Annotated in this window: 28 protein-coding genes and 1 pseudogene; 9 read left to right on the plus strand and 20 right to left on the minus strand. The window is 73.7% G+C overall.

The genetic code is table 11. The features are described from left to right. Positions 1 to 46 precede the first annotated feature (46 nt). The gene (locus ACIGFK_RS18120; protein ID WP_376659441.1) at positions 47 to 613 is read right to left on the minus strand and encodes a DJ-1/PfpI family protein; all 567 of its coding nucleotides are present in this window, start codon (positions 611 to 613) and stop codon (positions 47 to 49) included. A gap of 231 nt (positions 614 to 844) precedes the next feature. Here ACIGFK_RS18120 and ACIGFK_RS18125 point away from each other — a divergent pair, with 231 nt between their 5' ends. Further along, positions 845 to 1,660, plus strand: a complete 816-nt coding sequence (locus ACIGFK_RS18125; protein WP_400052571.1) for an endonuclease I family protein — start codon at positions 845 to 847, stop codon at positions 1,658 to 1,660. 81 nt (positions 1,661 to 1,741) lie between these two features. Here the strand turns inward: ACIGFK_RS18125 and ACIGFK_RS18130 are convergent, their stop codons facing one another. The 3 genes from ACIGFK_RS18130 to ACIGFK_RS18140 form a co-directional block, all read right to left on the minus strand. Further along, positions 1,742 to 2,371, minus strand: a complete 630-nt coding sequence (locus ACIGFK_RS18130) for a hypothetical protein (protein WP_400052573.1) — start codon at positions 2,369 to 2,371, stop codon at positions 1,742 to 1,744. A gap of 112 nt (positions 2,372 to 2,483) precedes the next feature. After that, complete coding sequence (locus tag ACIGFK_RS18135; RefSeq protein WP_386467689.1) at positions 2,484 to 4,133, minus strand: family 20 glycosylhydrolase; 1,650 nt, start codon at positions 4,131 to 4,133, stop codon at positions 2,484 to 2,486. Between the two features lie 59 nt (positions 4,134 to 4,192). Then, positions 4,193 to 5,404 carry an MFS transporter gene (locus tag ACIGFK_RS18140; protein WP_400052575.1) on the minus strand — a complete coding sequence of 404 codons (1,212 nt, stop codon included), beginning with the start codon at positions 5,402 to 5,404 and terminating at the stop codon, positions 4,193 to 4,195. 114 nt (positions 5,405 to 5,518) lie between these two features. Between ACIGFK_RS18140 and ACIGFK_RS18145 the strand changes: the two genes are divergently transcribed. After that, entirely contained in the window at positions 5,519 to 5,974 is a 456-nt protein-coding gene (locus tag ACIGFK_RS18145) for a MarR family winged helix-turn-helix transcriptional regulator (RefSeq protein WP_376659436.1), read from the plus strand. A gap of 175 nt (positions 5,975 to 6,149) precedes the next feature. On the opposite strand, the gene ACIGFK_RS18150 is transcribed toward ACIGFK_RS18145, so the two are convergent. From ACIGFK_RS18150 to ACIGFK_RS18165, 4 genes are all read right to left on the minus strand, one after another. Continuing rightward, entirely contained in the window at positions 6,150 to 6,446 is a 297-nt protein-coding gene (locus ACIGFK_RS18150; protein WP_376659435.1) for a hypothetical protein, read from the minus strand. Positions 6,447 to 6,970: 524 nt separating this feature from the next. Beyond that, positions 6,971 to 7,624 (minus strand): RNA polymerase sigma factor, encoded by a 654-nt coding sequence (locus ACIGFK_RS18155; RefSeq protein WP_386467694.1) that lies wholly within the window; start codon positions 7,622 to 7,624, stop codon positions 6,971 to 6,973. Between the two features lie 8 nt (positions 7,625 to 7,632). Then, positions 7,633 to 8,130: an LAETG motif-containing sortase-dependent surface protein gene (locus ACIGFK_RS18160; protein ID WP_386467696.1), complete on the minus strand. Its 498-nt coding sequence runs from the start codon at positions 8,128 to 8,130 to the stop codon at positions 7,633 to 7,635. Positions 8,131 to 8,173: 43 nt separating this feature from the next. Further along, on the minus strand, positions 8,174 to 9,712 hold the full coding sequence (locus ACIGFK_RS18165; protein ID WP_386467698.1) for a PLP-dependent aminotransferase family protein: 1,539 nt from the start codon (positions 9,710 to 9,712) through the stop codon (positions 8,174 to 8,176). Between the two features lie 29 nt (positions 9,713 to 9,741). Here ACIGFK_RS18165 and ACIGFK_RS18170 point away from each other — a divergent pair, with 29 nt between their 5' ends. Beyond that, on the plus strand, positions 9,742 to 10,668 hold the full coding sequence (locus ACIGFK_RS18170) for an EamA family transporter (RefSeq protein WP_376661184.1): 927 nt from the start codon (positions 9,742 to 9,744) through the stop codon (positions 10,666 to 10,668). A gap of 149 nt (positions 10,669 to 10,817) precedes the next feature. On the opposite strand, the pseudogene ACIGFK_RS18175 reads toward ACIGFK_RS18170, so the two are convergent. From ACIGFK_RS18175 to ACIGFK_RS18195, 5 genes and pseudogenes are all read right to left on the minus strand, one after another. Further along, a pseudogene (locus ACIGFK_RS18175) lies at positions 10,818 to 10,943 on the minus strand (glycoside hydrolase family 101 beta sandwich domain-containing protein); the annotation flags it as partial. Positions 10,944 to 10,997: 54 nt separating this feature from the next. Then, positions 10,998 to 11,471 (minus strand): hypothetical protein, encoded by a 474-nt coding sequence (locus ACIGFK_RS18180; protein ID WP_376661185.1) that lies wholly within the window; start codon positions 11,469 to 11,471, stop codon positions 10,998 to 11,000. A 236-nt stretch (positions 11,472 to 11,707) separates the two neighbouring features. After that, the gene (locus ACIGFK_RS18185) at positions 11,708 to 12,079 is read right to left on the minus strand and encodes a YbjQ family protein (RefSeq protein WP_376661186.1); all 372 of its coding nucleotides are present in this window, start codon (positions 12,077 to 12,079) and stop codon (positions 11,708 to 11,710) included. A gap of 94 nt (positions 12,080 to 12,173) precedes the next feature. Beyond that, the gene (locus ACIGFK_RS18190) at positions 12,174 to 12,845 is read right to left on the minus strand and encodes a response regulator (RefSeq protein ID WP_400052579.1); all 672 of its coding nucleotides are present in this window, start codon (positions 12,843 to 12,845) and stop codon (positions 12,174 to 12,176) included. Further along, positions 12,820 to 14,058, minus strand: coding sequence for a sensor histidine kinase (locus ACIGFK_RS18195; RefSeq protein ID WP_400052581.1), 1,239 nt, complete (start codon positions 14,056 to 14,058; stop codon positions 12,820 to 12,822). The genes ACIGFK_RS18190 and ACIGFK_RS18195 overlap by 26 nt, the downstream gene beginning before the upstream one ends. Before the next feature lie 356 nt (positions 14,059 to 14,414). On the opposite strand from ACIGFK_RS18195, the gene ACIGFK_RS18200 reads away from it, so the two are divergent. After that, entirely contained in the window at positions 14,415 to 14,885 is a 471-nt protein-coding gene (locus ACIGFK_RS18200) for a hypothetical protein (protein ID WP_376661189.1), read from the plus strand. 17 nt (positions 14,886 to 14,902) lie between these two features. On the opposite strand, the gene ACIGFK_RS18205 is transcribed toward ACIGFK_RS18200, so the two are convergent. The 6 genes from ACIGFK_RS18205 to ACIGFK_RS18230 all read right to left on the minus strand — a co-directional run bounded on the left by ACIGFK_RS18205 (position 14,903) and on the right by ACIGFK_RS18230 (position 19,819). Beyond that, positions 14,903 to 15,250, minus strand: coding sequence for an NTP pyrophosphohydrolase (locus tag ACIGFK_RS18205; RefSeq protein WP_376661190.1), 348 nt, complete (start codon positions 15,248 to 15,250; stop codon positions 14,903 to 14,905). A 30-nt stretch (positions 15,251 to 15,280) separates the two neighbouring features. Beyond that, positions 15,281 to 16,408: an AAA family ATPase gene (locus tag ACIGFK_RS18210; protein ID WP_400052583.1), complete on the minus strand. Its 1,128-nt coding sequence runs from the start codon at positions 16,406 to 16,408 to the stop codon at positions 15,281 to 15,283. A gap of 3 nt (positions 16,409 to 16,411) precedes the next feature. Then, a complete protein-coding gene (locus ACIGFK_RS18215) occupies positions 16,412 to 17,620 on the minus strand; it encodes an RNA ligase (RefSeq protein ID WP_376661192.1) in 1,209 nt (402 codons plus the stop codon). A gap of 61 nt (positions 17,621 to 17,681) precedes the next feature. Further along, complete coding sequence (locus tag ACIGFK_RS18220; RefSeq protein WP_400052585.1) at positions 17,682 to 18,365, minus strand: epimerase; 684 nt, start codon at positions 18,363 to 18,365, stop codon at positions 17,682 to 17,684. Positions 18,366 to 18,382: 17 nt separating this feature from the next. Then, complete coding sequence (locus tag ACIGFK_RS18225) at positions 18,383 to 18,817, minus strand: VOC family protein (RefSeq protein WP_376661194.1); 435 nt, start codon at positions 18,815 to 18,817, stop codon at positions 18,383 to 18,385. A 9-nt stretch (positions 18,818 to 18,826) separates the two neighbouring features. Further along, positions 18,827 to 19,819 carry a tellurite resistance/C4-dicarboxylate transporter family protein gene (locus ACIGFK_RS18230; RefSeq protein ID WP_376661196.1) on the minus strand — a complete coding sequence of 331 codons (993 nt, stop codon included), beginning with the start codon at positions 19,817 to 19,819 and terminating at the stop codon, positions 18,827 to 18,829. A 318-nt stretch (positions 19,820 to 20,137) separates the two neighbouring features. Here ACIGFK_RS18230 and ACIGFK_RS18235 point away from each other — a divergent pair, with 318 nt between their 5' ends. Beyond that, entirely contained in the window at positions 20,138 to 20,716 is a 579-nt protein-coding gene (locus ACIGFK_RS18235; RefSeq protein ID WP_376661195.1) for a YdeI family protein, read from the plus strand. Between the two features lie 213 nt (positions 20,717 to 20,929). Here ACIGFK_RS18235 and ACIGFK_RS18240 read toward each other — a convergent pair whose 3' ends face one another. Continuing rightward, the gene (locus tag ACIGFK_RS18240) at positions 20,930 to 21,355 is read right to left on the minus strand and encodes a DUF5997 family protein (protein ID WP_376658655.1); all 426 of its coding nucleotides are present in this window, start codon (positions 21,353 to 21,355) and stop codon (positions 20,930 to 20,932) included. A gap of 58 nt (positions 21,356 to 21,413) precedes the next feature. Here ACIGFK_RS18240 and ACIGFK_RS18245 point away from each other — a divergent pair, with 58 nt between their 5' ends. The 4 genes from ACIGFK_RS18245 to ACIGFK_RS18260 all read left to right on the plus strand — a co-directional run bounded on the left by ACIGFK_RS18245 (position 21,414) and on the right by ACIGFK_RS18260 (position 25,562). Beyond that, a complete protein-coding gene (locus tag ACIGFK_RS18245; protein ID WP_376658654.1) occupies positions 21,414 to 22,196 on the plus strand; it encodes a LysR family substrate-binding domain-containing protein in 783 nt (260 codons plus the stop codon). A gap of 116 nt (positions 22,197 to 22,312) precedes the next feature. Beyond that, entirely contained in the window at positions 22,313 to 23,455 is a 1,143-nt protein-coding gene (locus ACIGFK_RS18250; protein WP_386467715.1) for a PP2C family protein-serine/threonine phosphatase, read from the plus strand. Positions 23,456 to 23,474: 19 nt separating this feature from the next. Beyond that, positions 23,475 to 23,846 carry a VOC family protein gene (locus ACIGFK_RS18255; RefSeq protein WP_400052588.1) on the plus strand — a complete coding sequence of 124 codons (372 nt, stop codon included), beginning with the start codon at positions 23,475 to 23,477 and terminating at the stop codon, positions 23,844 to 23,846. Positions 23,847 to 24,074: 228 nt separating this feature from the next. Continuing rightward, positions 24,075 to 25,562 (plus strand): cellulose binding domain-containing protein, encoded by a 1,488-nt coding sequence (locus ACIGFK_RS18260; RefSeq protein ID WP_400052590.1) that lies wholly within the window; start codon positions 24,075 to 24,077, stop codon positions 25,560 to 25,562. Positions 25,563 to 25,587: the final 25 nt, after the last annotated feature.

A 25,587-nucleotide genomic window follows, 5' to 3' on the forward strand; every position in this document is an offset into this window, starting at 1 on the left:
GGCAGTCCGCGGGCCGGGCGACGGCGACGGGGGTGCGGACCGGGACTCAGGCGACGGGGGCCTTGCCGCGCAGCACCGTCAGGAACTCCCGCATCCAGCGCGAGTGGTCGGGCCAGGCGCGGGCCGAGACCAGGGTGCCGTCGACGACCGTCTCGGAGTCCTCGAACTCCGCCCCGGCCGCCTTCATGTCCAGCTCCAGCGCCGGGTACGCGGTCACCCGGCGCCCGGACAGGCCCCCGGCCGCGGCCGTGATCAGCGGGCCGTGGCAGATCTGGGCGATCGGCTTGTCAGCGTCGGCGAAGGCCGCCAGGATCCGCCGCACCTCGGGGTCGTTGCGCAGGTACTCCGGCGCGCGGCCGCCCGGCACCACCAGGGCGGCGTACTCCTCCGGCACCACGTCGGCGAAGGCCACGTCGGCGGGCCAGGTGTAGCCGGGCTTCTCGGTGTAGGTGTCGAAGCCCTCCTCGAAGTCGTGGACGACGAACCGCAGCTTCTTCACCGCGGGCGCCGCGATGTGGACCTCGTACCCCTCTTCGCGGAGCCGCTGGTACGGATACAGGACCTCCAGCGATTCGGCCGCGTCGCCGGTCACGATGAGGATCTTCACTGCCATGGGCTGCTCCCGGTAGGAGGTGTTCACGGTACGGAGGTGCGCGATCGGCCCGGCCGCGCCGGGCCACCGCTACCCTGCCCGCGCCACGGCGGCCCCACACACGAAGATCCGCGCGCCGGACACATGGCCTTTACCTGCCGGGCACATGACAATGTGAACCTCGCTCTGCCACCTGACACCCCGCCAACACCCAGGGCGGGGACGGTGTTTGTGGAGAGGAACCCCCACGTCATGAGATTCTCCCGCCTGACCCCATGGGCCTGCGGCCTCGCCGTGGCCGCCCTGATCGCGATACCGGCGGCCGCCTCCGCCGGCCAGGACCGGACGGCCGCCCCCGCGGCCGCGAGGACTGCCGTCTCCGTGGACGCGTACTACGCCGCCGCCGAGGGCAAGTCCGGTGCCGCGCTGAAGACGGCCCTGCACGACATCGTCAAGGTGCAGTCGAAGGTGAGCTACGACGGCGTGTGGAACGCGCTGAAGGTCACCGACCAGGACCCGGCGAACCCGAACAACGTCATCCTCGTCTACTCGGGCCGCTCCCAGTCGAAGTCCACGAACGGCGGCGGCGTCAACGACTGGAACCGCGAGCACGTCTGGGCCAAGAGCCACGGGGACTTCGGCACCGCCACCGGCCCGGGCACCGACCTGCACCACCTGCGCCCCGAGGACGTCACGGTCAACAGCACCCGCGGCAACAAGGACTTCGACCTGGGCGGCAGCCCGGTCAGCGAGGCCCCGGGCAGCTTCACCGACAGCGACTCCTTCGAGCCGCGCAACGCCGTCAAGGGCGACGTGGCGCGGATGCTGCTCTACATGGCCGTGCGGTACGACGGCGGCGACGGCTTCGCCGACCTGGAGATGAACGACAAGGTCAACAACGGCACGGCGCCGCTGTTCGGCCGGCTCAGCCTGCTGAAGCAGTGGAACCGGATGGACCCGCCGGACGCCTTCGAGCAGCGCCGCAACCAGGTCATCTACGACACGTTCCAGCACAACCGGAACCCGTTCATCGACCACCCTGAGTGGGTCGACTCCATCTGGCCGTAGGGCATTTCGGCCCGGCCGGTCCGGTCACGGCCCGCATCCGCGGCCGCGACTCCGCGGCCGCCGGGGCTCCTGGACCGCGGGCTACGGCAGGTAGACCTCGTCGAGGGTGTCGATCGCACCGTCGGCGCCCAGGTGGTACTGGAACGGGCGGCCCGCGTCGGGGTGGGCGGTCACCCAGTCGATGAGCTGCTGGAGCGTGATCTTCTCCGGCGCCGAGCCCTGGACGATCGGGGCGGTGGCGGTGATCTTGGCGGTGTCCGCGATCGGGACGAAGACCTCCTTGCCGACCGCGTCGAAGTACGCGCCGTCGCCCGGGGTGCCGCAGCTCCAGTTGCCGTACCGGACGATCAGGTTGTGCGAGCCGCCCTCCGGGGTGTAGCGGTACACGGCGATCAGGTCGGGCGCGATCGGCATCTTGTGGTCGCAGCTCGCGCTCGGCACCGGGGAGCCCGGCTTCTTCGTCGCCGCGGGCTTCGCGGCGGACTTGGACGCCGAGGGGGCCGGGGTCTTCGCCGTGGCGGAGGGGGTGGCCGGGGCCAGGGAGCCGGCCGGTCCGGCGGCACTCGGCGAGGCGGCGGGCCCGGCCTTTCCGGCAGCCGGACCGCAGGCCGTCAGGGCCAGCGTCGCGCTCACCGCCAAGGCGGCGAGTGCCGCACGCCCCGGGGTCGTGCGCGGGCCGCGTACCGCTCGCATGGTCGTCTCCCTCTGCATGGTCGAAGTGTGGGGGTCAACCTAGCGTGCGGCTTTCGGCCATGACGATGGCCGGATCACGATCGTCACCTGTCCGGCATCCGGCCGTTGCGGTTCGTGGATCTCCGGGCCCTCAGAGCCGGTCGGCGAGGGTCTTGAACCCGGTCCACGGCAGAGCGGGCGTGCGCGCGTCCCACACCTTCTGGGAGAGGGCGGCCAGCGGCAGCCGGATGCCCGCCGCGACCTGGGCCGGGGTCTGGGCGCCGGACAGGTCGCACCACACGGCGAGGCGCGCACCCAGGATCTGCGGCGCGTACGAGGCCGGCACGGCGGTGGTGCCGCGCAGCACGAGCGGGGTCCACTGCTCGTAGATGCGGCGGCCGGTGGGGTAGGTGAACTGGTTCGGCTCGCCCAGCACGTAGTACAGGTACTCGTCGTTGAGGTTGACGACCTTGCGGCCCTCGCGCAGGTACGAGAGCGGCGGGCGGGCGCCGATCTCCTTGCCCGTCCAGTACTCGGCCTGGATGTCCTTGGCCGCGGTGGTCACCCCGCCGGTGAAGAAGCCGTCGTTCCACGCCTTCAGTGCCTTGCCCGAGGGACGGACCACGGCCGCCCGGTCGTTCAGCCAGCCCGTCGCCAGGTCCTGTACGCGGGCGTTCGCCCCGTACCGCTGCCGGGCGGCGGCGGCCAGCTGGGGGAAGGAGGCCTGCGGGTCGCGGTAGACGAGCGCCTGGTACTCGTCGGCGCCCAGGTGCCAGGCCCCGCCGGGGAACAGCGGCAGGTACTCGCGCAGCAGTTCGTCGACGAGCTCGGCCGCCGCCGGGTCGGATATGTCCACCGCTCCCTTGACCGCCCGGCCCTGTACGTCGCGCAGTTGCAGGCCGGGGTGGGCGCGTATCACCGCGCCGAGGTGTCCGGGCGAGTCGATCTCCGGGACGACGGTGATGTGCAGCCGGGCGGCGAGCGCGTTGATGTCGCGCACCTGGGCCTTGGTGAGGTGCGGGGTGGACACGATCTCGGGGTGGGTGTCGGACTGGATCCGGAAGGCCTGGTCGTCGGAGAAGTGCAGGCCGAGCTGGTTGAGCTTGAGGTCGGCCATCTCCCGCAGCCGGTCCTTGATCCAGTCGGGGGTGAAGTACTTGCGCGCGATGTCGAGGTTGAGGCCGCGCTGGGGCTTGGCGGGTGCGTCGCGGACGGTGCCCTCGGGGGCCGAACCGGAACCCTTGACGGCTTGCTTGAGGGTGCGCGTGCCGTAGAACACCCCGGCCTGGTCGGGGCCGGTGACGTGGACCCGGCCGTCCTTGACGGTGAGGGTGTAGGACTCGGGCGCGCCCGATTTCGCTTCACCGAGGGAGAGTTCCACGTCTCCGGTGCGCGGCGCCGTCGACTCGGCGTATCCGATGCCCAGTTCACCGGCGAGCAGTCTGCCCTCGTCGGAGAGGGCCGCCTTGTCCTCGGCCGGTACGACCACCCGCGAGCCGGGAGCGGGTTTCCAGCCGGGCCCGCGGGCGGGCACGTGCTCCCGTACGGCCGGAATGGTCTGCGGGGCCGTGGAGAGGGGGTAGGTGCGGGTCGGCGTCGGCGAGGGCGTGGGGGCGGCGTCGGTGCTGCGGTCGGCCGGTGTGACGGTGCCGGACCCCTGGGTCGGGGCGGCGGGGGCGGCCGGGGCGCGGGCGCTGTCCGAGGCGGCCGTACAGCCGGGCACGGCAAGGGTGACCAGCGCGGCGGCGGTCGCCGTCGCGATGGCGTGGATCTTCTTGTGCCGTATTCGATTCCGCATCATGCTCCCGTGTCCCCCGTACCAACGTGGCACGGGGGACACGGGAGCGCGAGCGGTGGGGCTCAGCGGTGGGCCGCGACGCGGGCGGGTCCGGGGCTCCCGGAGGCGACGATCCGGCCGGGCCGGGCCGCCGTGCGGCGTTCCAGGGCTCCGGAGACGAGGGCGAGCACGAGGGCGGAGGCGGCCAGGGCGGCGCCGACCCAGTTCGGCGCGGTCCAGCCGAGGCCGGCGGCGATGACCAGGCCGCCGAGCCAGGCGGCGAGGGCGTTGCCGAGGTTGAAGGCGCCGATGTTGACGGCGGAGGCCAGGGTGGGGGCCCCTGCGGCCTGGTCGAGGACCCGCTTCTGCAGCGGCGGCACGGTCGCGAAGCCGAGGGCGCCGATGAGCACGACGGTGACGGCGGCGCCCGCCTTGCTGTGCGCGGTGAGGGTGAACAGGGCCAGTACGACGGCCAGCGCGCCCAGGGTGGCGTACAGCATCGGCATGAGCGCGCGGTCGGCGAACCGGCCGCCCACCAGGTTCCCGGCCACCATGCCGAGGCCGAAGAGGACGAGCAGCCAGGTGACGGAGGTGCCCGCGAAGCCGGCGACCTCGGTCATCAACGGGGTGATGTAGGTGATCGCCGCGAAGACCCCGCCGAAGCCGAGGACCGTCATGGCCATCGCGAGGAGCACCTGGACGTTGCGGAAGGCGGCCAGCTCGTGGCGGATCCGTACGCCCTGCGGCCGGGGCAGCTCGGGAACCAGGCGGGCGATGCCGAGCAGGCCGAGGACGCCGAGGGCGGCGACGATCAGGAAGGTGAGGCGCCAGCCGGCGGTCTGCCCGACGAGGGTGCCGAGCGGGACCCCGACGACGTTGGCCACGGTCAGGCCGGTGAACATCATCGCGATGGCGCCGGCCTTCCTCTCGGGGGCGACGAGCTCCGCGGCGACGACCGCGCCGATGCCGAAGAAGGCTCCGTGCGCGAGGGAGGCGACGACCCGGCCGGCGAGCATGACGCCGAAGGCGGGGGCGAGCGCGGAGAGCACGTTGCCCGCGATGAACAGGCCCATCAGCAGCATCAGCATGCGCTTGCGGGGGACGCGGGTGCCGAGGACGGTCATCAGCGGGGCGCCGAGGACGACGCCCAGGGCGTAGCCCGTGACCAGGAAGCCCGCAGTGGGGATGGAGACGCCGTAATCGGAGGCGACCTCGGGCAGCAGGCCCATGATCACGAATTCGGTGGTGCCGATCCCGAAGGCCCCGATGGCGAGGGCGAGGAGGGCGAGTGGCATGGGGGGAGCCCCTTCAGGAGAGATTGCTTTCGCGGCTTACGTGCGTCCACATTAATTGCAGACGCGGGATATTTGCAAGCGCGGGCTATTGCGGGGTTCGCCTATCCTGGGGGCATGACCGCCACCGACAGCGCACTGACCGGCCTCGCCCAGGGCTGGTGCGCCCTCTCCCTCCTGCACGGGCGCATCGAGTCGCACCTCGAGCGGGTGCTCCAGGCGGGGCACGGGCTCAGCGTCCGCGAGTACTCCCTGCTGGACGTGTTGAGCCGGCAGCACTCCGGCCCGGGCGGACACCTGCAGATGAAGCAGGTAGCCGACGCGGTGGTGCTCAGCCAGAGCGCGACGACCCGGCTGGTGACCCGGCTGGAGGACCGCGGACTGCTGGCCCGCTACATCTGCGACACCGACCGCCGGGGCATCTACACCGACGTGAGCGAGTCCGGCCTGGCCCTGCTGGCCGAGGCCCGGCCCACGAACGACGCCGCACTGCAGGAGGCCCTGGACCAGGCCGCGCTCAAGCCGGAGCTGGCCCCGCTGGTGGCGGCGGTGCGGGGCACGGGGACGGCCTGACGACTCCCGGGGGCGACCCTCCACAGGGCGAAGGCGCCGGTGCCGAGGATCAGCCCGTCGAGGACGGCCGACCAGAGGGGCCGCACACCCAGCAGGTGCCCCCAGACGAACAGCATGACGTTCACGCCCACGAACGCCGGCCACGCCCAGCGCCCCCGGGGCCGCACCGCCACGTTCACCAGCCCCGCCACCAGGGCCACGAGGAAGACGGACAGCCCCGCGCGGGGGTGAACCAGTGCGCGGCGCGGCTCCACGGCAGCAGGAAGGCTCCCGCCCAGACGAGTCCCCGCCGCGCAGCGGCGAGGGAGGCGCCCGTCACGAACTCCATCTGAGGGAGCGTCACCTCCTTGACGGCGACCTCCCGGCCGAGAGTCTCGTCGCGCCCCCGCCGTACGCGGCCCATGCCGCCCTGGCCGACCGGTTCGAGGAGTTGGTACCGGCCCCCGGCCAATGCCCCGCTCGTCTCCGCCACATGGCACACCTCAGAGGACGTCCCCCGTGGTTAGGAGGGAGTCGGCGAGTGGGGAACCGACGGCGATGCCGATTTCCCGCCCGGGCTCGGGAAGCCCGAGGGCGTGACGGACCGACTCGCGGAAGCCCCCGGGGTGGGCGGCGAACTCGGCGACGCGGACGGCGACTCCGGTGTCCGCGTCCCTCCGGGCGACGGCGTCGCCGGACCGGGGGACGACAACGAGGGCGACGGTGACGGCGATGATGTGGGCGGGTCGAGCTCGGGGGGCGCCGCCGGCGGCACCTGGCGGACCGGCGCGTCCTCCGGAGTGAGCACCAGGTACCCGGCCAGCGCGGCGGCAGCCACCCCCAACCCGGCCAGGGCGAAGGCGAGCCGGCGCCGCAGCCGTGGGACGGCCGGGTGCGCACCGGGCGGATCCGCGGGCCGCAGCGTGCGTACCGTGATCTCGGCGGCGCGTGCGTCGAGGGCCTGCCGCAGCCGCCGCTCGACGGGGCGTTCGCCGTCGTGGTCGTACGTCCCGGGCGTCATATCCGTCCCTCCAGGATCCGCTCCAGGGCGTCCAGGCCCCGGCTGGCGTTCGACTTCACGGCTCCCCGGCTGATCCCCAGGGTGGCGGCTATCTCCGCCTCGCTGAGCTCGGCCCAGTAGCGCAGCACCAGCACCTGGCGCCGGCGCGGGCTGAGCCGGCCGAGCGCGGCCAGCACTTCGCGGTGCGCCTCGTCGAGCACGACGGACGCCTCGGCGGACGGCACGTCGGCGGCGGCGGGCGGGGTCCAGGCCCGGGCGGTGCGCCTGCGGCGCAGGACGGAGCGCGAGGTGTTGACCACGGCGGTGCGCAGGTAGCCGAGCGCGTTGTCGACCTCGGCGACGTGCTCGCCGTGGCGGCGGTACAGGGCGGTGAAGGCGTCCTGGACCACGTCCTCGGCGGTGGCCAGGTCGTCCACGAGCAGTACGGCCAGCCGCACCATCCGCAGCCGGTGCGCGTGGTAGAGCGCGGACACGGTGGGCGGCTGGCCGAAGTCGCCGGCGCCGGTGAAGTCGTAGGTGTACGAGGGTCCGTACGCGGGCGCGGTGACCGGCGGGGCGGAGCGTTCGCGGCGCAGCAACGCCCACAGGCCCCGCCACGCCCGGTCGAGGACGGGCGTGGCGGGGCCGGCGGTCGGTACGAGGTGAAGCACGGGTTTCCTCAGCCGTTGGTGCGGCGCCGGACGGCGTACAGGGTTCCGGCCCCGGCGGCGAGCAGGACGGCGGCCCCGGCACCCAGGGCGGTGGTGGTGGCGGAGGAGCCAGTATGCGCGAGCTCCGCATCGGCGGGCGCGGTGGGTGAGGCGGAGGCGTCCGGGGCCGCGCTCGGCACGGAGGACACGGACGCGCTGGGCGCCGCGCTCGGCACGGAGGACACGGACGCGCTGGGCGCCGCGCTCGGCACGGAGGACACGGACGCGCTGGGCGCGGCACTCGGCGAGGCACTGCCGGGGACGCTGACCGAGGGGGTGGGCTTGGCCGCGTCCGCGGGTGCCTTCGGCGCGGCGCTCGGCGAGGAGCTGGAGGCGGGCGCGGGGGACGGCGAGGCGGAGGCCCCCGTGGCGAAGGCCGGTCCGGCGAGGGCGACGACCGCCCCGGCGGCGGCAGCGGTGACGGCCGCCCGGCGGACGGTGCGGGGGACGCGGTTCAGGTTCTTCACGGTGGTTCTCCACGTTCGGGTCGAGGGTGCGGGTCCGCACCCTTCACCCCCGCACGACGCGCGACCCCGGTGGAGGTTGCTTCTTTTCCCGAAGAAGTTTCGGGCCGGTCCGCGAAAGCTCCTCCACCGCTCTGCCCAGCGTGGCGACGCCCTCCTCGATCTCGCTCACGGAGCCGGCCGCGTAACCGAGGATCAGGCCCGGCGCACCCGGTCGCATCCGGTGCCAGGACAGCGGATGGGCCTTGACCCCGAGGGCCAGGGCCGCCGCGGCCAGGTCGGCGTCCTCGAAGCGGGCGCCGTCGAAGGTGACCATGAGGTGCAGGCCCGCGGCCGCTCCGTGCACCCGGGCGCCCGGCAGCCGGTCGGCGAGGGCCCGGAGCATCGCGTCCCGCCGGCGGCGGTGGCGTCGCCGGACGAAGCGCAGGTGGCGTTCCAGCTCGCCCGATTGCATCAGCCGGGCCAGGACGAGCTGGGCGAGGACCGGATTGCCGAGGTCGGCGTACCGCTTGGCCTCGATCACGCGGTCGCGCAGCCGCGGCGGGACCAGCAGCCAGCCGAGGCGCAGCGCGGGGGCGAGGAGCTTGGAGACGCTCCCGGCGTAGCAGACGCCCTCGGGGAACAGGGCGCGCAGCGCGGGGACGGGGGCCCGGTCGTATCGGTGCTCGGCGTCGTAGTCGTCCTCGACGACCAGTCCCCCGGCGGCCGCCCAGCCGAGCAGGTCCCGGCGGCGCTCCCCGTCGAGCACGACCCCCGTCGGGAACTGGTGCGCCGGGGTCGTCAGGACGGCGTCGGCCCCGCTCGCGCGCAGCGCGGCCACGTCCAGCCCGGCCCCGTCGACGGGTACCGGTACGGTCTCCAGCCGCCCGTACTCCAGCTGCTGGCGGGCCCCGAGGGAGCCCGGGTCCTCCACCGCGATGCGCCGTACGCCGTCCTCGTGCAGGACCTTCGCGAGGAGCCCGAGGGCCTGGGCCACCCCGCTGACGATCACCACCTCGTCCGGATCCGCCCGGATGCCCCGGTTCAGCGACAGCCAGCCGGCGACGGCCTCGCGCAGGGCGGGCGCGCCCTGCGGGTTCCCGTAGCCGAAGTCGGCCGGGGTGAGTGCGGCGAGCACGCGGCGCTCCGCCTGGAGCCAGGCGGTACGGGGGAAGGCGGTGAGGTCGGGGACACCGGGAGAGAGGTCGATCCGGCAGGGCTCGGCGCGCAGGGCGTCCACGAGGCCGCCGCGTTCGGGGGCGGCGGCGGGGGCGGCCGCCGGGGGCGGGGCGGCGACCACCACGGTGCCTGCGCGCCCGCGGCCGTCGACCTGGCCGGTCTCCGCGAGCCGCTGGTAGGCCTCGGTGACCAGCCCCCGCGACACGCTGAGCTCGGCGGCGAGCACCCGGCTGGCCGGGAGCCGGCTGCCGACCGGGAGGGTGCCGTCGGCGATGGCGGCGCGGAGCCGTCCGGCGAGCCAGTCGGTCCGGCCGCCGGCCGGGGCCTCGCCGATGTCGAGCTGGAGGAAGTCCGACCCGGCCGCTGCCCCGGACGCCCGCCCGGGCCTTTTGGACCCCTCGATGCCGCTCTCTTTGGACCTGCTCACAGGTCCATTGTGTGCCCAGGCTGGTCCGTATGAAGAAGAACGCCTTCCGGGACCTGGCCCCCGGTATCGCCGGCATGGCGCTGGTCGGCAGCAGCGTCACCGTCTCCCGCGCCCTCGTCGACGCCCCGCTGTTCACCCTCCAGGCCGCCCGGTACGCGGCCGCGGCGCTGCTCCTCCTCGCACTGGCCAGGGCCGCGCGGGTGACCGTCCTGCGTCCCCGCGGCCGCGAGTGGCTCTGGCTGGCCGGGATCGCGGTGACGGGGCTGGTGCTGTTCAACGTGGCGGTGGTGCGGGGGGTCGCCCATGCCGAACCGGCCGTGATCGCCGTCGCGGTGGCCTCCGTGCCGATCCTGCTGGGGCTGCTCGGCCCGCTCCTGGAGGGGCGCCGGCCCAGCCGGCAGGTGCTGCTCGCGGCTCCCGTGGTCGTGGCGGGGGCCGTACTGGTCGAAGGCACGGGCCGGACGGACGCCGCCGGGGTGGCCTGGGCGGTCCTCGCCCTGGGCTGCGAGGCCGGGTTCACGCTGCTCGCCGTACCGGTGCTGCGGCGGCACGGCGCGTGGGGGGTGTCGGTGCACGCGGTGTGGATGGGGGCGGTGATGTTCGCGGGGCTCGCGGCGGTGTTCGAGCAGCCCTCGGAGCTGGCCTCGGTCACCGGGACGCAGTGGGCGGCCTCGGGGTACCTGGCGGTCATGGTCACCGCGGTGGCGTTCGTCCTCTGGTACCGGACGGTGGCCGCGGTGGGCCCGGGGCGGGCCGGGCTGCTGACCGGGATCGCCCCGGTCGCGGCGGCCGGGGCGGGGGTCTGCGCGGGCGGCGGGATCCCGGGGGCGGCGGTGTGGCTGGGCCTGGCCGTGGTGATCGCCGGCCTGGCGGCGGGCCTGCGGACGCCTTCGGGGCGGGGCGCGGTGGACCGGGCCGGACCGGTCGCCCTGGCGGGCGCGCGGCAGGCACCGTGAGCCCGCCCGCCGGGGGTCGGGGGTGCGGCGGGGTGCCCCCGCAGGGCGTCGAACGCAACCGCCCTCCGGCCTCTGGCCTCCGCCCTCCGGCCCGTGACGGTGCCGCCTGCCCCGATCGCGAGGTCGCCGACCAGGACGCGCCCGGTGTCGGTGAGCCGGTACAGCTTGGGCGCGCTCCAGCCCGCAGGCAGGGTCCAGGTGGTGGAGCCGCCCTTGTCGTTCCAGTGGGAGAGCTTGCCGCCGCGCGGCAGCAGGTGGGCGTCACCGGACAGGACGGTGCGGCCGTCCGTGGGCCGCGGCCAGCCTGCCGGCGTTGGCCAGGCCGTACATCACGGTGGTGGCGGACGGTCGACGGGGGTGCTCGCGGTCACCGGGGTGAAGGTGTCCCCGGTGCCGGTGGTCGCGGTGTGCATGGCCGCCGTGGCGAGGGCGGCGCCGGGCTGGTCGCTGCGGACGCTGACGAGGGTGTGGTCGGGGACCGCGAAGCTGCGCACGCGCAGTGCGGCGGTGTCCTCGATCGCGGTGACCTTGAACTCCACGGTCGAACCGGTCACCGAGATCCGGGACCTGATGGTCACTCCGGAGAAGGCGAGCGCGTAGTCCATGCCCGAGGCGGAGGGGGTGGAGGTCACGGTGGGGGTGTCGCTCGTCCCGTTGACGAGAACGGTGCTCAACGGGTCCTCGTTGCCGTGCAGTACGTCCCCGATGACGCGGGGGAAGGCGCCGTCCACGCTGACGGACAGCTCGGGCGAGATGATCGTCACGGGCGCGGCCGCCGTGGCGGGGGCGGCGGGCACGGCCACGACCACGACCAGGGTGGCGGCCAGACCGGCCGCCGCGGCCGCGGCCGCGGCCAGAGGGGGGTTCGCATGGGGCCTCCGGGAGTCGGCGCTTCCTGCACGGAAGACCGCTCACGGCACGGAGGGCCCGAGCGGTCCGCTCACTGGTCTGTCAGCTTGCGGACCGGGGCGGGACAAACCCATGGACAAAGCGGAGCGCCGTCCTGGACTTACGGCGGCGGCAGCGGCAGCGGTGTCGGTCAGGCGGCGGGGACCAGCACCACGGCCGTCCCGTACGCGCACACCTCGGTCCCGACGTCGGCCGCGTCGGTGACGTCGAACCGCATCATCAGCACGGCGTTCGCGCCCCGCGCCTTCGCCTGTTCGATGAGCCGTTCCATGGCCTGGTTGCGCGTCTCGACGAGGGTCTTGGTGAGGCCCTTCAGCTCGCCGCCGATCATCGACTTCAGTCCCGCGCCGATCTGGCTGCCCAGGTGGCGGGAGCGCACGGTGAGGCCGAAGACCTCGCCGATGACCTGCTCGACCCGGTATCCGGGGACGTCGTTGGTGGTCACGACGAGGATGCCGGTCTCGTGCGCACCGGGACCGCCGCCGTAGTCTTCGATTCCCATGGCACCCACTCTCGCCCGGCCCGCCGCAGCCCGCATCCGGAAAGTCCCGGAGGTTCCGGGTCGGCCGGTCCCCGTCAGGCGGCCCCGGTCAGCGTCAGCCGGTCCGGGTGACCATGCCGAACTCGTGGGCCAGGACCACGGCCTGGGCGCGGCTGGCCAGCTCCAGCTTGCTCATGCAGCGGTGGACGTGCGTCTTGACGGTGGCGGCGCTGAGGAAGAGCCGCTCGGCGATGTCGCTGTTGGAGAGCCCCGCTCCGACCAGGCCGAGCACCTCCCGCTCGCGCGGGGTCAGTGTGCTCAGACCGGGGTGGGCGGCGGGGGCCGCGACGGGGGCGGCGTACGCGTCGATCAGCCCGCGCAACGCGCGGGGGCTGAACAGCATCTCGCCGGCGTGGACGGTGGAGATGGCGGCGAGCAGCCGGTCGGGCGGGGTGTCCTTGACGAGGAAGCCGCTGGCGCCGACGCGGAGCGCGCGCAGGACGTACTCGTCGGTGTCGAAGGTGGTGAGCACGAGCACCTTGGGCCCGCCGTCGGCGTGCGGCTCGCGGCCGTCCGCCACGATCCGCTCGGTGGCGGCGATGCCGTCCGTGCCGGGCATCCGGATGTCCATGAGGACCACGTCGGGGCGGGTCTCGGCGGCGAGCCGGACGGCCTCCTCGCCGTCCGCCGCCTCGCCGGCGACCTCGTAGCCGGGTGCCGCGGTCAGCAGCGCGGTCAGTCCGGACCGGATCAGGAACTGGTCATCGACGACGAGTACGGACGGCATCCGCTCCATCCCCTCCTGTTCGGGGTACGGGGACCCGCAGACTGACTTCGAAACCGCCCTCGGGCGCGGGCGCGGCGGTCACCGTGCCGTGGTAGATCGTCGCCCGCTCGCGCATGCCGATCAACCCCTGGCCCGTGCTCGTCCCGGGTCCGGCCGGCTCCGGGGCCGGAACCGGGGTCCGCCCGTTCCCGGCGTCCTTGACCCGTACGTGCACCTCGTCCGGGCCGTAGTGGACCCGTACGGTGGTCCGCGCCCGCGGGGCGTGCTTGATCACGTTGGTGAGGGCTTCCTGGACCACGCGGTACGCGCACAGGTCGATGCCCGGCGGCAGCTCGTACGCGGTTCCCGTGATCCGTACGTCCACCGGCACCCCGGCCTCGCCGACGCGTTTGACCAGTTCGTCCAGCCGTCCGAGCCCCTGTACGCCGCCGGGCGGCCCCTGCGGTCCGTGCTCCGGGCCCGGTCCCTCCTCGCGGAGCACCAGCAGCATCCGCCGCATCTCGGCCAGGGCCTCGCGGGCGCTGTCCCCCGCGGTGTCCAGGGCGCGGCGGGCGGTCGGCGGGTCGGAGGAGAACACGTACCCGGCGAGCCCCGTCTGGACGGAGATCACCGAGACGTGGTGCGCGATGACGTCGTGCAGTTCGCGGGCGATCTGGATGCGTTCCTCCATGACGGCCCGGCGGGCCTTCTCCTCCTGTTCCAGCCGCAGCCGGCGGGTGAGCTCGCGCAGCCGCCGGGAGCCGTCGCCGGCCACCCAGCACACCACCGTGGACACCGACACGAAGCCCACGCTGAGCGCGCCGATGCCCGGCTCGGCCAGCCGGGTGCCCCACAGCAGCACGGCCAGGCTCCCTGCGGCGCACCGGACCGAGACCCGGCGCGGGCACAGGGAGGCCACCGTGTAGAGGGCGAGGAGCAGGCCGCAGACGGCCACGACGTGGTAGTAGCCGAGCGTGAAGTAGGTGCCGACGCAGACGGCCGTACCGGCGAGGACCGGGACCGGGAACCGGCGGCGCAGCACGAGCGGCAGGTAGACCGCCACGAGCAGCGCGTAGGCGAGCGCGTCGGTGTCCCGCCAATAGCCGTTCGGGTCGGGCCAGTTGCGGAGCATCGTCGTCGAGATCCAGAGCGAGCCGAGGGCGTACACGACCTCGCTGACCACCGGAAGCACGGCGCGGAGCCGGACCGCCGCCGGGTGTGCGGCCACGTGCACGTCAACCCCCCTTGTGTACACCCCTCGTTGTACAGGGTCGCCATCGTTGGGGGTAGGCGGATGTCAACCCGTGGATGGGCGCGGCCGCGGTCGGCGGGCCCGTACGGTGTGCCGAGCCGGTTCACCGGCCGGCACCGGCCCTTTCCCCCCGGGGCCCCGCTGCGCGGCCGTGCCCGTTCGGGGGCGGGCACGGCCCCGCACGCCGATACCGGAGATTGGGCATATCGGGCTAACCGGCGGTGCGCCACCCGAGGGCCCGGCTCCCTCCTCGCCATAGTCGTCCGTGGCAACCGCCCGGTTGCCGCCCCGTGCCGCGCTCGGCGGCCGGGCGGAAGTCTTCGTAGAGGAGCCGGCTCATGCTGAAGTCCACCAGGACCATCCTCGCCCTCACCGCCGGAAGCCTGGTGCTCGGCCTGGTCGGTGCGGGCACCGCGGTCGCGGAGGACGGCGGGTTCCGCATCGCGGGCCACACCACCGGCAAGGTCGTCTCGAAGGGCCCGCTGAAGGTCCGGAGCAAGCCGACCACCCGCTCCCGGTCCGTGGGCGAGGTCCGCCCGCACAGCAAGGTCGAGATCTGGTGCAAGAAGCGCGGCGAGAGCGTCGACGGGAACAGCATCTGGTACCGCCTCGCCGAGCGCGACGACAAGAAGGAGAACGGCGACTCCGAGCACGGCGACTGGCAGATCGGCAAGCCGGAGAACGGCAAGCCGGAGAAGGGCGACTGGCAGAACGGCACCCGTCCGGACGACCGCAAGGCGTACGGCGAGGAGCGCTGGGTCTCCGCCCGCTACGTCGAGAACCACGGCTGGGTGCAGTACTGCCGCTGAGGCCGGCCGGCCCCCGGTCAGTCCGGCGGGCGTACGGCGCGCGGCCCCACGCACCGCGCGCCGTGCGCCCGCACCCGTTCCCGCAGTTCGCGGTCGGCCGTGACCACCACGCAGTCGCGGTCCGCGTAGGCCGCCGCCAGTTCGACGATCCGGTCGTCGCCGCTGCCGGGTGCCGGGTCCACCCGTACCCCGGGCACGGACTCGACACCCCGGGCCGCGCCTTCGACGACGAGGATGATCTCCTCGCCGGCGTCGCGCGCGGCCAGCCGGTCGCGCAGCCGCTCCGCGGCGCCCCGCCGGTCCCGCCACCAGCCGTCCGGCACCGAGCCGACGACGTTCGCGGCGTCCACGATCAGCACGCTCATCTCCACGCTCCGCGCTCCGTGCCCCGGCGCCTAGAAGTCGCCGTAGTTGACCTGCCAGGTGGGCAGGCCCATCCGGCGCCAGACCGCGACCACCCGGTCCCGGTCGTCGAGCGACACGCGAACCGCGTACCGGTGGCGCACGTGCGCGTCGAACAGCTCCGCCTTCACCACGTCGTCGCGGCGCTGGTCGCCGGTCGCACGCATCCACAGCTCGTCGTACGGGACTTCGTGGCGGGCCAGCCAGCGCTCGGTCTGCGGGCGGTGCTCCTCGCTGCGGCCCGACAGCAGCACGATCCTGTCGCCGTCGGCCCTCCGGAAGACCTCGAGGGCGTGCCGGACCGGCTCGTTGAGCAGGTCGAGCTCGCAGCGCGTGAAGTCGTAGGGTCCCCGGTCGCCGATCAGGGCGAGGGTGCCGTCGATGTCGCACATCACGGCGGCGGGCAGCGCCGGGTCGGGGACGTACTCCGTCACCGGGGGCACGGCGCCGCCGCCGGAGCCGCCGTTCATCCACTCCGAGGTCAGCCGCCAGCCGCCCTTGCGGGCCTTCTCGTGCTTCTCGGCCAGGATGCGGATGATCTCCTCGCCGACCTGGCGTTCCCGGCCGGCGTCCCGGCGCAGGCACTCCTCCAGCGGGACGTCGGTGAAGTCGTGCACGACGAAGGTCGCGAGGCCGCCGACCGCCGCCTTGAGCCGCTTGGGGATGTTCTTGGTCAGGTGGGTGTTGTCGACGACCACGTCGAAACCGCCGTCGACCGCGGCGCGGACGGCCGCGTCCTGGACCGCGAGGACCGTCTGCTCGTGCGCCCAACTGCGGCCGCGCTCGGGGGCCGGCAGGTCGAGCATGCTGCGCAGGTCGTCGAGGTTGACGCGGCGCATGCGCCCGCCGGCCTCGGCCTGCAGGGCGCGCGCGGCCGTGGTCTTGCCGGAGGCCGGGAGGCCGGTCATGACGTGCACGACGGGCAGCCGGTCCTCTTCGGCCGCGGTGCCCGTCGCGGCCTCGGTCGCGGTCGCGGTGCCGGTCGCGGTCGCGGTCGCGGTGCCGGTCGCGGTCGCGGTCGCGGTGCCGGTCGCGGTCGCGGTGCCGGTCGCGGTCGCGGTGCCGGTCGCGGTCGCGGTCGCGGTCGCGGTGCCGTCGGGTGCGGGTGTCTCCTCGGACACGGGTCAGTTCTCCTCGTCGTTCGTGTAGGGGTCGGAGGCCTCGGGCCGGATGAACCGCCAGACCACGAGGTCCGTCGGCTTGCCGTCCAGGCGCAGGAACATCGCGGGGCGGATCGCGCGGTCGGGCAGTTCCTTCACGGCGCGCGCGAAGGCACCGCGGTCCGCGGCCAGGTGCGCGAGTCCCGCGTACGCCTCCTCCACCGCGCGCCCGCGCCGCTCGGCCTCGTCCTCGAAGCGGGCGATCATCTCGCGCACCCAGGCGTCGAACTCGTCGGGCACCTGGTCCAGGAGCGCGTCGAGCGGCTTGCCGCCCCAGGCCTCGATCTCGGCGGCCGTGCAACCCAGTCCCTGCGCGAGCTGCTTGACGGGCCGGCCGGCGAACCGCTGGATGCCGTGGGCACGCCAGATGTCCCGCTCGGTGACCTTGGTGAGCACCCGGTGGAGCCGTACGTACTCGGCCAGCTTGGCCTTCGCGCGCACGCCGGAGGCGAAGCGCAGGACGAAGCCCTCCGCGTCGATGCCGCTCGCCGGGGTGCCGCCGGGCAGGGTGTTGGACGCGGTCAGCGCCATCAGCTCGTCGAGGGGCATGGCGGGCCACACGGTGACGACGGAGCCGATGCCCTCCCAGTGGGCCGCGGCCTCGGCGAGCGGGACCTCCGTGCCGTCGGCGCCGTAGGCGGCGAGGAGCACGAGGTCGCGCCGGTCGCCGTAGTCGACGACGATGCGGTTGCCCGGGTACAGGATTTCGGCGAGGTAGGTGGTCCCGGGGCGCAGGCCCGCGGTGTCCTTGCCGTCGAGCCGGCGCTGAGCCCAGGTGGCCTGCGCGCTGATGAAGGATCCCTTGGAGGCCACGTTCCAGCGGCCCGCGTAGTGGAAGACCACGCCGAGGCTGCCGTCGACCTTGTCGTACACCTCGAACGGCTCGTCCGGCAGGGCCGGTGCGTAGGGCCGGCCCGACTCGTGCTCGCTGACGTTGAAGAACTTCGGCAGCGGCAGCGCGACGACCGCGCCGGTGTCGTCGTCGGCGACGAGTCCTCGGCAGCGCGTGGTGACCTCGTTCCAGACGTGTTCGTACTGGGCGGTCCGTGTGTACGTGTAGATGGACAGCGGCAGTTCGGGGTGCGTCTTGCGGGTCACGTGCCCGGCCTCGATCGCGTGGTCGAGCGCCTGGGCGGGCAGCAGGTCGTGCAGAGTCAGGGTCTCCTGGCTCATGGGTTCCTCCCGGATTGAGATGCGTCATTCTGACGCGCGGGAGGTTCTGCCCGGTACTTAATTATGCCTGGTCACGCCCTGCGCCCAGGCGGTTGATGTCGGCGGGCCGCAGGATGTGCCCCGGGACCTCGGTGCCGGGGGTGGCGACGGCGATCATGGCCCGGCCCATCGCCTCGGAGCCGATGACGAGGTCGGGTGCGATCCGGCGGACCAGCGGGATCAGCGGCGCGGTGACCGCGTACAGGGTGCGGTAGAGCCGGGTCCTGGAGGGCACTCCGCGCACCGGCTGGACGATGCCGGGGCGGAACATGTAGGCGCGGAAGGGCAGTTCCAGCAGGGCGTTCTCGGTCCGGCCCTTGACGCGGGCCCACATCTGCCGGCTGCGCCCGCTGCCGTCCGTCCCCTCGCCGGACACGTAGACGAAGGTCAGCCCGGGGTTGGCCGCGGCCAGTCGCCGGGCCACGGCGAGCGTCAGATCGTACGTGATCCGCCGGTACGCCTCTTCCTTCATGCCGACGGAGGAGACGCCGAGGCAGAAGAAGCAGGCGTCGTAGTCGGCCGGGTCGACGCCTGCGGCGGCGAGGTCCGAGGGGTCGCTCTGCACGGACTCGCGGAGCTTGGGGTGGCTGACGCCGAGCGGGCTGCGGCCGATGGCGAGCACCTTCTCGACGGAGTCGTCGCGAAGGCACTCGCGCAGGACGCCCCGGCCGATCATTCCGGTCGCGCCGAACAGGATGACGTTCACGGCACCAGCCTAGGCCGTCAGTGGGAGACGCAGAGTTCGTTGCCCTCGGGGTCGGTGAGTGTCGTCCACGCGGAGGGGCCCTGACGGCCTTCGTGGAGCTGCTTGGCGCCCTTGGCGACGAGGCGTTCGACGACGGCCCGCGGATCGTCGTCGCCGGTGCGGACGTCGAGGTGCACCCGGTTCTTGACCGTCTTGGGCTCGGGCACGAACTGGAAGAGCACCCGCGGTGCCCGCTCCAGTCCCTCCGGGTGCCGGATCCCGGTTCCGGCCTTCCAGACGAGGGAGCCGCGGTGGGTGGTGGTGTCCTCCATGCTCGCGTGCCCGGCGGCGACCATGCTGCGGATGAACTCCTCGTCGCTCTGCTCCACTTCCCACCCGAGGGCGTCGGCCCACCAGTCGGCGAGCGTGTGCGGATCGGCGGAGTCGATGGTCACCTGAAACGTGTACGCCATGCCTGAACCCTATCTCTTGTCGCTCAGATGTTCGAGTCGATGGTAGGAGGTGATCATGGCGGCGCAGGTCAGCACGCAGGCGCCCACCGCGATCCACAACAGCACCTCGCCCAGCGGGCGCAGCCATGCGATGCCCGCCGGTTCCGCCACGGAGAGGCAGGCGGTGGCCGTCATGCCGAGCGGGAAGACGGTGGCCCAGCGGCGGATGTCGTAGCGGTGCCGGGGATGGCGCAGTTCGGCGCCGAGGAGGACCACGTACCAGGCCAGGGACAGCGCGAGCAGGATCAGGGTGACCGTGCGCAGGGCCGTGTGCGCGGCGCCGGTCCACACGGGCGACGCGGTGAGTTTCGACCCGGCGAGGGCGGAGATGGACAGCGCCCCGCCGGCCACCCAGTGGTCCCCCGCGCCGCCCGCCACCTCGCGCAGGTCGAAGCGGAGCAGGGCCGCCACGTAGAGCAGCAGCCCGAGGAGGAAGAGGGCCAGCGCGGCCCGGGCCAACCATGCGGGGCCGCCGGTGTCGGCGAGGGTCGCCGCGAGGACGGCGAGCCCCTGGGTGGCGACGCAGACGAGGAAGCCCGCGCCGGGCATGCGGTGGCGCCAGTGCCGCAGTACGTGCAGCAGCAGCCCCGGCCACAGTACGGCGGCCAGCGCGAGCAGGGCCGCGGCCGCGGTCTGCCGGCCGAGCAGGGAGATCCGGGTGCCGAGCACGGTGGTGGCGGCCACCGCGGTGAGGGCGGCCGGGGTGTCGGCTTCCGCGCGGAACCGCCCGCGGTCGCCCAGCAGCCGGGTCGCGAAGTCGACGGCCAGGACGAGCCACAGAGCGGCCGCGACGACCAGCGCCGCCAGCGACAGCGGCTCGCGCCCGGTCAGGTGCAGGCCGACGGAGAGGATGCCGGTGGCCATGACGGCGGCTCCCGCCGCCGGCGGCAGGCCGGCCCACCAGCCTCGGCCAGGAAGAGGGCTCACCCCTCCAGCGGACCCCACCGGCCGCCGGGCCGCCAGTCCGGCACCCCCCGCCGGATGGCCAAACCTTTTTGCACGCATGATCAACAGACCGTGCACGCGATGCACACACCGGACCGGGGACCGGCCCTAGGCTCTTTCCAGGACGAGGGCCGCCGATCTGTCACAGGGGTACAGATCGGCTGGCTCCGCGGATCGACACGCTGCCGCGGCGGCGGCCGGGGGATCCGCACGCGTCGCGAGCGCGGCCGGGCCGTCACGGGGATCAGGAGTCACCGGGGCGCCGGCCGCGCTCGCCTTGCTCCGAGGCTTCCGGTTCCACCCGCATGGCGGGCCGGGCGGGGATAGCCTGACCGGATGGACGGTCCGGACGGAGTGGAGATCATCGCCTTCGCTGACGGCGAGGCGTTCGAGGACTGGCTCGCCGCGCACCACGGGCGCCGTGAGGGCGTGTGGGTCAAGGTGGCGAAGAAGAAGTCCGGCATCCCGACGGTCACCGACGGCGAGCTGGTCGACATCGGGCTGTGCTACGGCTGGATCTCCGGGCAGCGCCGCTCGCTCGACGAGCGGTACTACCTCCAGAAGTACGTGCCGCGCCGGCCCCGGAGCCTGTGGTCGCGGGTCAACGTGGACAAGGTCGCGGCGCTGACGGCGGCCGGGCGGATGCGCGAACCGGGCCTGGCCGAGGTGCGCAGGGCGCAGGCGGACGGCCGGTGGACGGCGGCCTACGAGTCCCAGAAGACGGCGGACGTGCCGCCCGACCTCGCGGCGGGGCTCGACGCGCGCCCCGAGGCGAAGCGGGCCTTCGAGGCGCTCGACAGAAGCGGGCGCTACCAGGTGATCCTGCCGCTGCTGCAGGCCCTCGCACCGGAGACCCGCCGGGCCCGCCTGGACCGGGCCCTGCACCGGCTGACGGCCGGCGAGGACCCGGCATGATCCGCACGGCCGGGCGCGGGTCGTACCAGTACTCCAGGGGGATGTCGTCACACTCCCGTCGTCGCCCGGAGGGCGGCCCCGCGGCGTCTGGTGCCCCGAACCGCTCGACGATCCCGAAGGGGACGTCGGCGCCCTCGTCACCACGAAAGCCGTCAGGCCCGGCTTCCCCGTGGGGAAGCCGGGCCTGACGGGAGGATCGGCGAGGACCGCTGGTCAGGAACGCGAACCGTCGGCCTTCCCGGGCTTCTCGGCGGCCTTCGCCGCCTTCTCGGCGTGCATCTCCTTGATGCGGACCGATTCCTTGCGGACCTCGGCCTGCGTGGCGCGCTCGCGCTGCAGCCACTCGGGAGACTCCTGCTTCAGCGCCTCGATCTGCTCGGTGGTGAGGGCCTCGGTGACCCCGCCGCGGGCGAGGCCCGCGATGGACACGCCCAGCTTCGCCGCGACCACCGGGCGGGGGTGCGGGCCGTTGCGCCGCAGGTCCTGAAGCCACTGGGGCGGGTCGGCCTGGAGCGCAGTCAATTCACTGCGCGAGACGACACCCTCCCGGAACTCTGCGGGGGTGGCCTCGAGGTACACGCCCAGCTTCTTCGCCGCGGTCGCGGGCTTCATCGTCTGGGTGTTCTGGTGCGACGTCATGGTGTCAAGGGTATCGAGCGTGTGCACCGGCTCTGACCACGACCGGTAACCTGGCGGGGTGACAGGCTCGGAAGTACCCCATGCGTTCCGTCTCGCCTATGTACCGGGCGTGACCCCCGCCAAGTGGGTACGCATCTGGAACGAGCGGCTGCCGGACGTCCCGCTGACCCTCGTCCAGGTGTCCCCCGCCGAGTCGTTCGGCGCGCTGCGCGGCGGCGACGCCGACGCGGGCCTCGTCCGGCTGCCGGTCGACCGTACGGATCTCAGCGCGATCCCCCTCTACACCGAGACCACGGTGGTCGTGGTCCCCAAGGACCACCTCGTGGCGGCGGTCGAGGAGATCACCACCGCGGACCTCGCCGACGAGATCGTCCTGCACCCGCTCGACGACACCCTCGGCTGGGAGGAGCTGCCGGGCCGCCCCGCGTTCGAGCGCCCCGCCACGACGGCGGACGCCATCGAGCTGGTGGCGGCGGGCATCGGCGTGCTCGTCGTCCCCCAGTCCCTGGCCCGGCTCCACCACCGCAAGGACCTCACGTACCGGCCCGTCACGGACGCGCCCGAGTCGCGGGTCGCGCTGTCGTGGCAGCAGGAGGAGACCACCCCCGACCTGGTCGAGGAGTTCATCGGCATCGTCCGCGGCCGTACGGTCAACAGCACGCGCGGCCGTGGCGGGCCGACGCCGCCCCAGCCGAAGGCGAAGCGGAAGCCCGCGCCGGCAGCCGGGAAGTCCGGCGGCAGGACGGGTGGCAAGACGGGCGGCAAGAACCCCCGCGGCGGCGCCGGCGGCGCCAAGGGCGGGAAGGCGACCCCCAAGCGCGGGAAGCCGCGCAGCCGCTAGGGGACGGGCCCCAGCAGGCCACGGGCGGCCCCCTCCGGTATCCCGCGGGGCGACAAGGGCGGCCCCGACGGCCTCGCGTGGCGGATCCGGGCGGCCCCGCGGTGTATGCAGGTGGGATGGATCTTCGGCCGCCCAGCGCCCCCCGGCAACGGTCCGAGCGGGTGCGTCACGCCCAGCTCGCGGTTCCGGTCGTACTGATCGCCGCAGTGACCGTGGTCGACATCCTGGCTCCGCCCGAGGTCCACCTCGGACCGTTCCTGGTCGCCGCGCCCGCCCTGACGGCGTCGTTCCGCGGTCCGCGGATAACGGCGTTCGTCGGCCTGCTCGCCGTGATCGCGCAGGTGGTGGTCTCGGCGGTCCGCACCACCCTGACCGACCTGAACCACACGTTCCAGACCATCGCCCTGATCATGATCTCGGTGTTCGTGACCCTCTTCGCATATCTGCGCGAGGAGCACGAGAAGGAGCTGGTCCAGCTCCGCTCCGTGGCCGAGACCGCCCAGCAGGTGGTGCTGCGGCCGCTGCGGGAGCGGATCGGCCCGCTGCGCGTCGCCTCCGTCTACCTGGCCGCCGCAGCGGAGGCCCGGATCGGCGGTGACCTGTACGCCGCCGCCCGCACGGCCACGAGCACACGGCTGATCATCGGCGACGTCCGCGGCAAGGGCCTGGACGCGGTCGGGGAGGCCGCCCTGGTCCTGGGCGCCTTCCGGGCGGCCGCCCACCAGGAGGCCGATCTGCGTCGGCTGGTGGACTACCTGGAAGGCGCGGTCGCCCCGGACCTGTACGACAGCACGGCCCCGGACGAGGACGAGGGCGCGGGCCCGAGGGCGGGTGAGGACGAGGGCTTCACGACGGCGGCCGTCCTGGACATCCCGGACGACCAGCCGCTGCTGCACCTCGTCAGCTGCGGACATCCGCCGCCGCTGCTCCTGCTGCGCGACGGCCGGCCCGTTCCCCTCGAAGTGGCCCGGCCCTCGCCGCCCCTGGGCCTCGCCGGGCTCGTGGACGGCCCGGTCGCCGTGCAGACCTTCGCCTTCGAGGAGGGTGACGTCCTGCTCCTGTACACGGACGGCGTGCTGGAGGCCCGCGACCGGGCGGGGGACTTCTACCCCCTCACCGAGCGCGTGGCCGCCTGGACCGGCCTCCACCCCCAGGCCGTCCTGGACCGCCTCTGCGCGGACCTGCTGGCCCACGTGGTGGGCAGCACCCTCGGCGACGATGCGGCGATGGTGGCCATCGAGCGGCTCCGGCGTCCGTGACGTTTGCCAGAATCGGATCATGCTGAGCATCGGGACGATCGTCATGGGCGCCGCGGACGTGCGCCGCGCCGCGGAATTCTGGGGCCGGGCGCTGGGGTACGTACCGCGCGACGGCGAGGTGGACGAGCGCTGGACCGTCCTGGTCCACGCCGAAGGCCGCGGGCCGGACCTGGCGCTCGGGCGGAGCGCGACGCCCGTGCAGGAACGGCCGCGCGTCCACCTCGACCTGTACGCGGCGGACGCTGCCGAGCAACGGGCCGAGGTGGAGCGGCTGGTGGAGCTGGGGGCCTCGCACGTCGACTGGGACTCCTACCCCGAGGACCCGGACTTCGTGGTCCTGGCCGACCCCGAGGGCAACCGGTTCTGCGTCATCGACGCCACCCACGGCTGAACCCCGGCGTCCGGCCCCGCCGTCCGGCCCCGCCGTCATGACCCGGGGCCGGCTGGGCCGCGGACGAGATCGATTTCCCCGCAGCGGCGTCTTAACACCCGCCTTTCGCTTCCTTAAGCGGAACCTAAGCCTCGAAGCGGCTGTCCCCAAACGAACGAATGTCCGTTTCGGGGCGGCTAGCGTGCTGCCGCATCCCCAACTCCCCGGTAACACGAAGGCAGGCACGCGATGGGCAGCACAGTCGGGCACCGGCGCAGGACGAGCCGTACGGCGAAGGTCACGGGAGCGATGCTCGCGGCGGCGGTGATCGGCGGCGCGGCGTTCGCGTTCACCGGGACCGCGCAGGCCAGTTCCGTGGGCGCCGTGTACACGAAGTCCAGTTCGTGGAGCGGTGGTTACACCGGCCAGTACGTCATCACCAACAACACCGGCCAGGCGCAGACGGATTGGACGCTCCAGTTCGACCTGCCGGAGGGCACGAAGATCGACTCACTGTGGAACGGCACCCACACGGTCGAGGGACGGCGCGTCACCGTGAAGCCCGCGGGCTGGAACCGGGAACTCGCGGCGGGCGCCTCGGTCACCGTCGGCTTCGTCGCGAGCGGCGCCGGCGCCCCGGGCGACCCGACCCGCTGCCTGATCAACGGCGTGAAGTGCTCGGTGGACCAGGGCGCGACGGCCCAGCCCAGCGGACGCCCCACCGCCCGCCCCACCGCCACCTCGACCACGGCCCCGACCGCGCCCGCCACCTCCTCCGCCCCCACGAGGACCGCGTCCCCCTCCCCCACGGCCCCCACGACTCCTCCCCCCACCGGCGGCGGCGCCGGCGCACGCTTCGCCCCGTACGTGGACACCTCGCTCTACCCCTCCTACGACCTCCTGGACACGGTGGCGAAGACGGGCGTGAAGGAGTTCCACCTGGCCTTCATCACCTCCGGCGGCGGCTGCGCGCCGCTCTGGGGCGGGGTCACCGACCTCGCGAGCGACCGGGTCGCCTCGCAGATCGGCGCGCTGCGCGCGAAGGGCGGGGACGTACGGGTCTCCTTCGGCGGGGCCGCCGGGCACGAACTGGCCCTGAACTGCGGCACCGTCGACGAACTGGCGGCCGCGTACGGGAAGGTCGTCGACCAGTACCGGCTCACGAAGGTCGACTTCGACATCGAGGGCGCGGCCCTGCCGGACACGGCGGCCAACGCCCGCCGGGCCCAGGCGATCGCCCGGCTGCAGAAGTCCCACCCGGGCCTGGACGTGGCCTTCACCCTCCCGGTGATGCCCGAGGGCCTGACCCAGCCGGGTGTGGCGCTGCTGGCCGACGCGAAGAAGAACGGCGTGCGCGTCGACGCCGTGAACATCATGGCGATGGACTACGGGCCGGCGTACAGCGGTGACATGGGCCAGTACGCCATCCAGGCCGCGACGGCGACGCAGGCGCAGATCAAGGGCGTCCTCGGCCTCTCGGACGCGGCGGCGTGGAAGGCGGTGGCGGTCACCCCGATGATCGGCGTGAACGACGTCGCGAGCGAGGTCTTCACCGTCGCGGACGCGACGCAGCTGGTGGACTTCGCTGCGTCGAAGGGCATCGGCCGCCTGGCGATGTGGTCCGCGACCCGCGACAAGCAGTGCGCGTCGGGCGCGGTGGCGTACGCGGACGCCACGTGCAGCTCGATCCTCCAGCAGCCCCTGGCCTTCACGAAGGCCTTCGCCGCGCTCAAGTAGCCCGTACGCGGGCGCAGTTCCCCGC

Origin of the sequence: Streptomyces sp. NPDC085524, from assembly GCF_044541755.1 — a bacterium.
Taxonomy (GTDB): domain Bacteria; phylum Actinomycetota; class Actinomycetes; order Streptomycetales; family Streptomycetaceae; genus Streptomyces.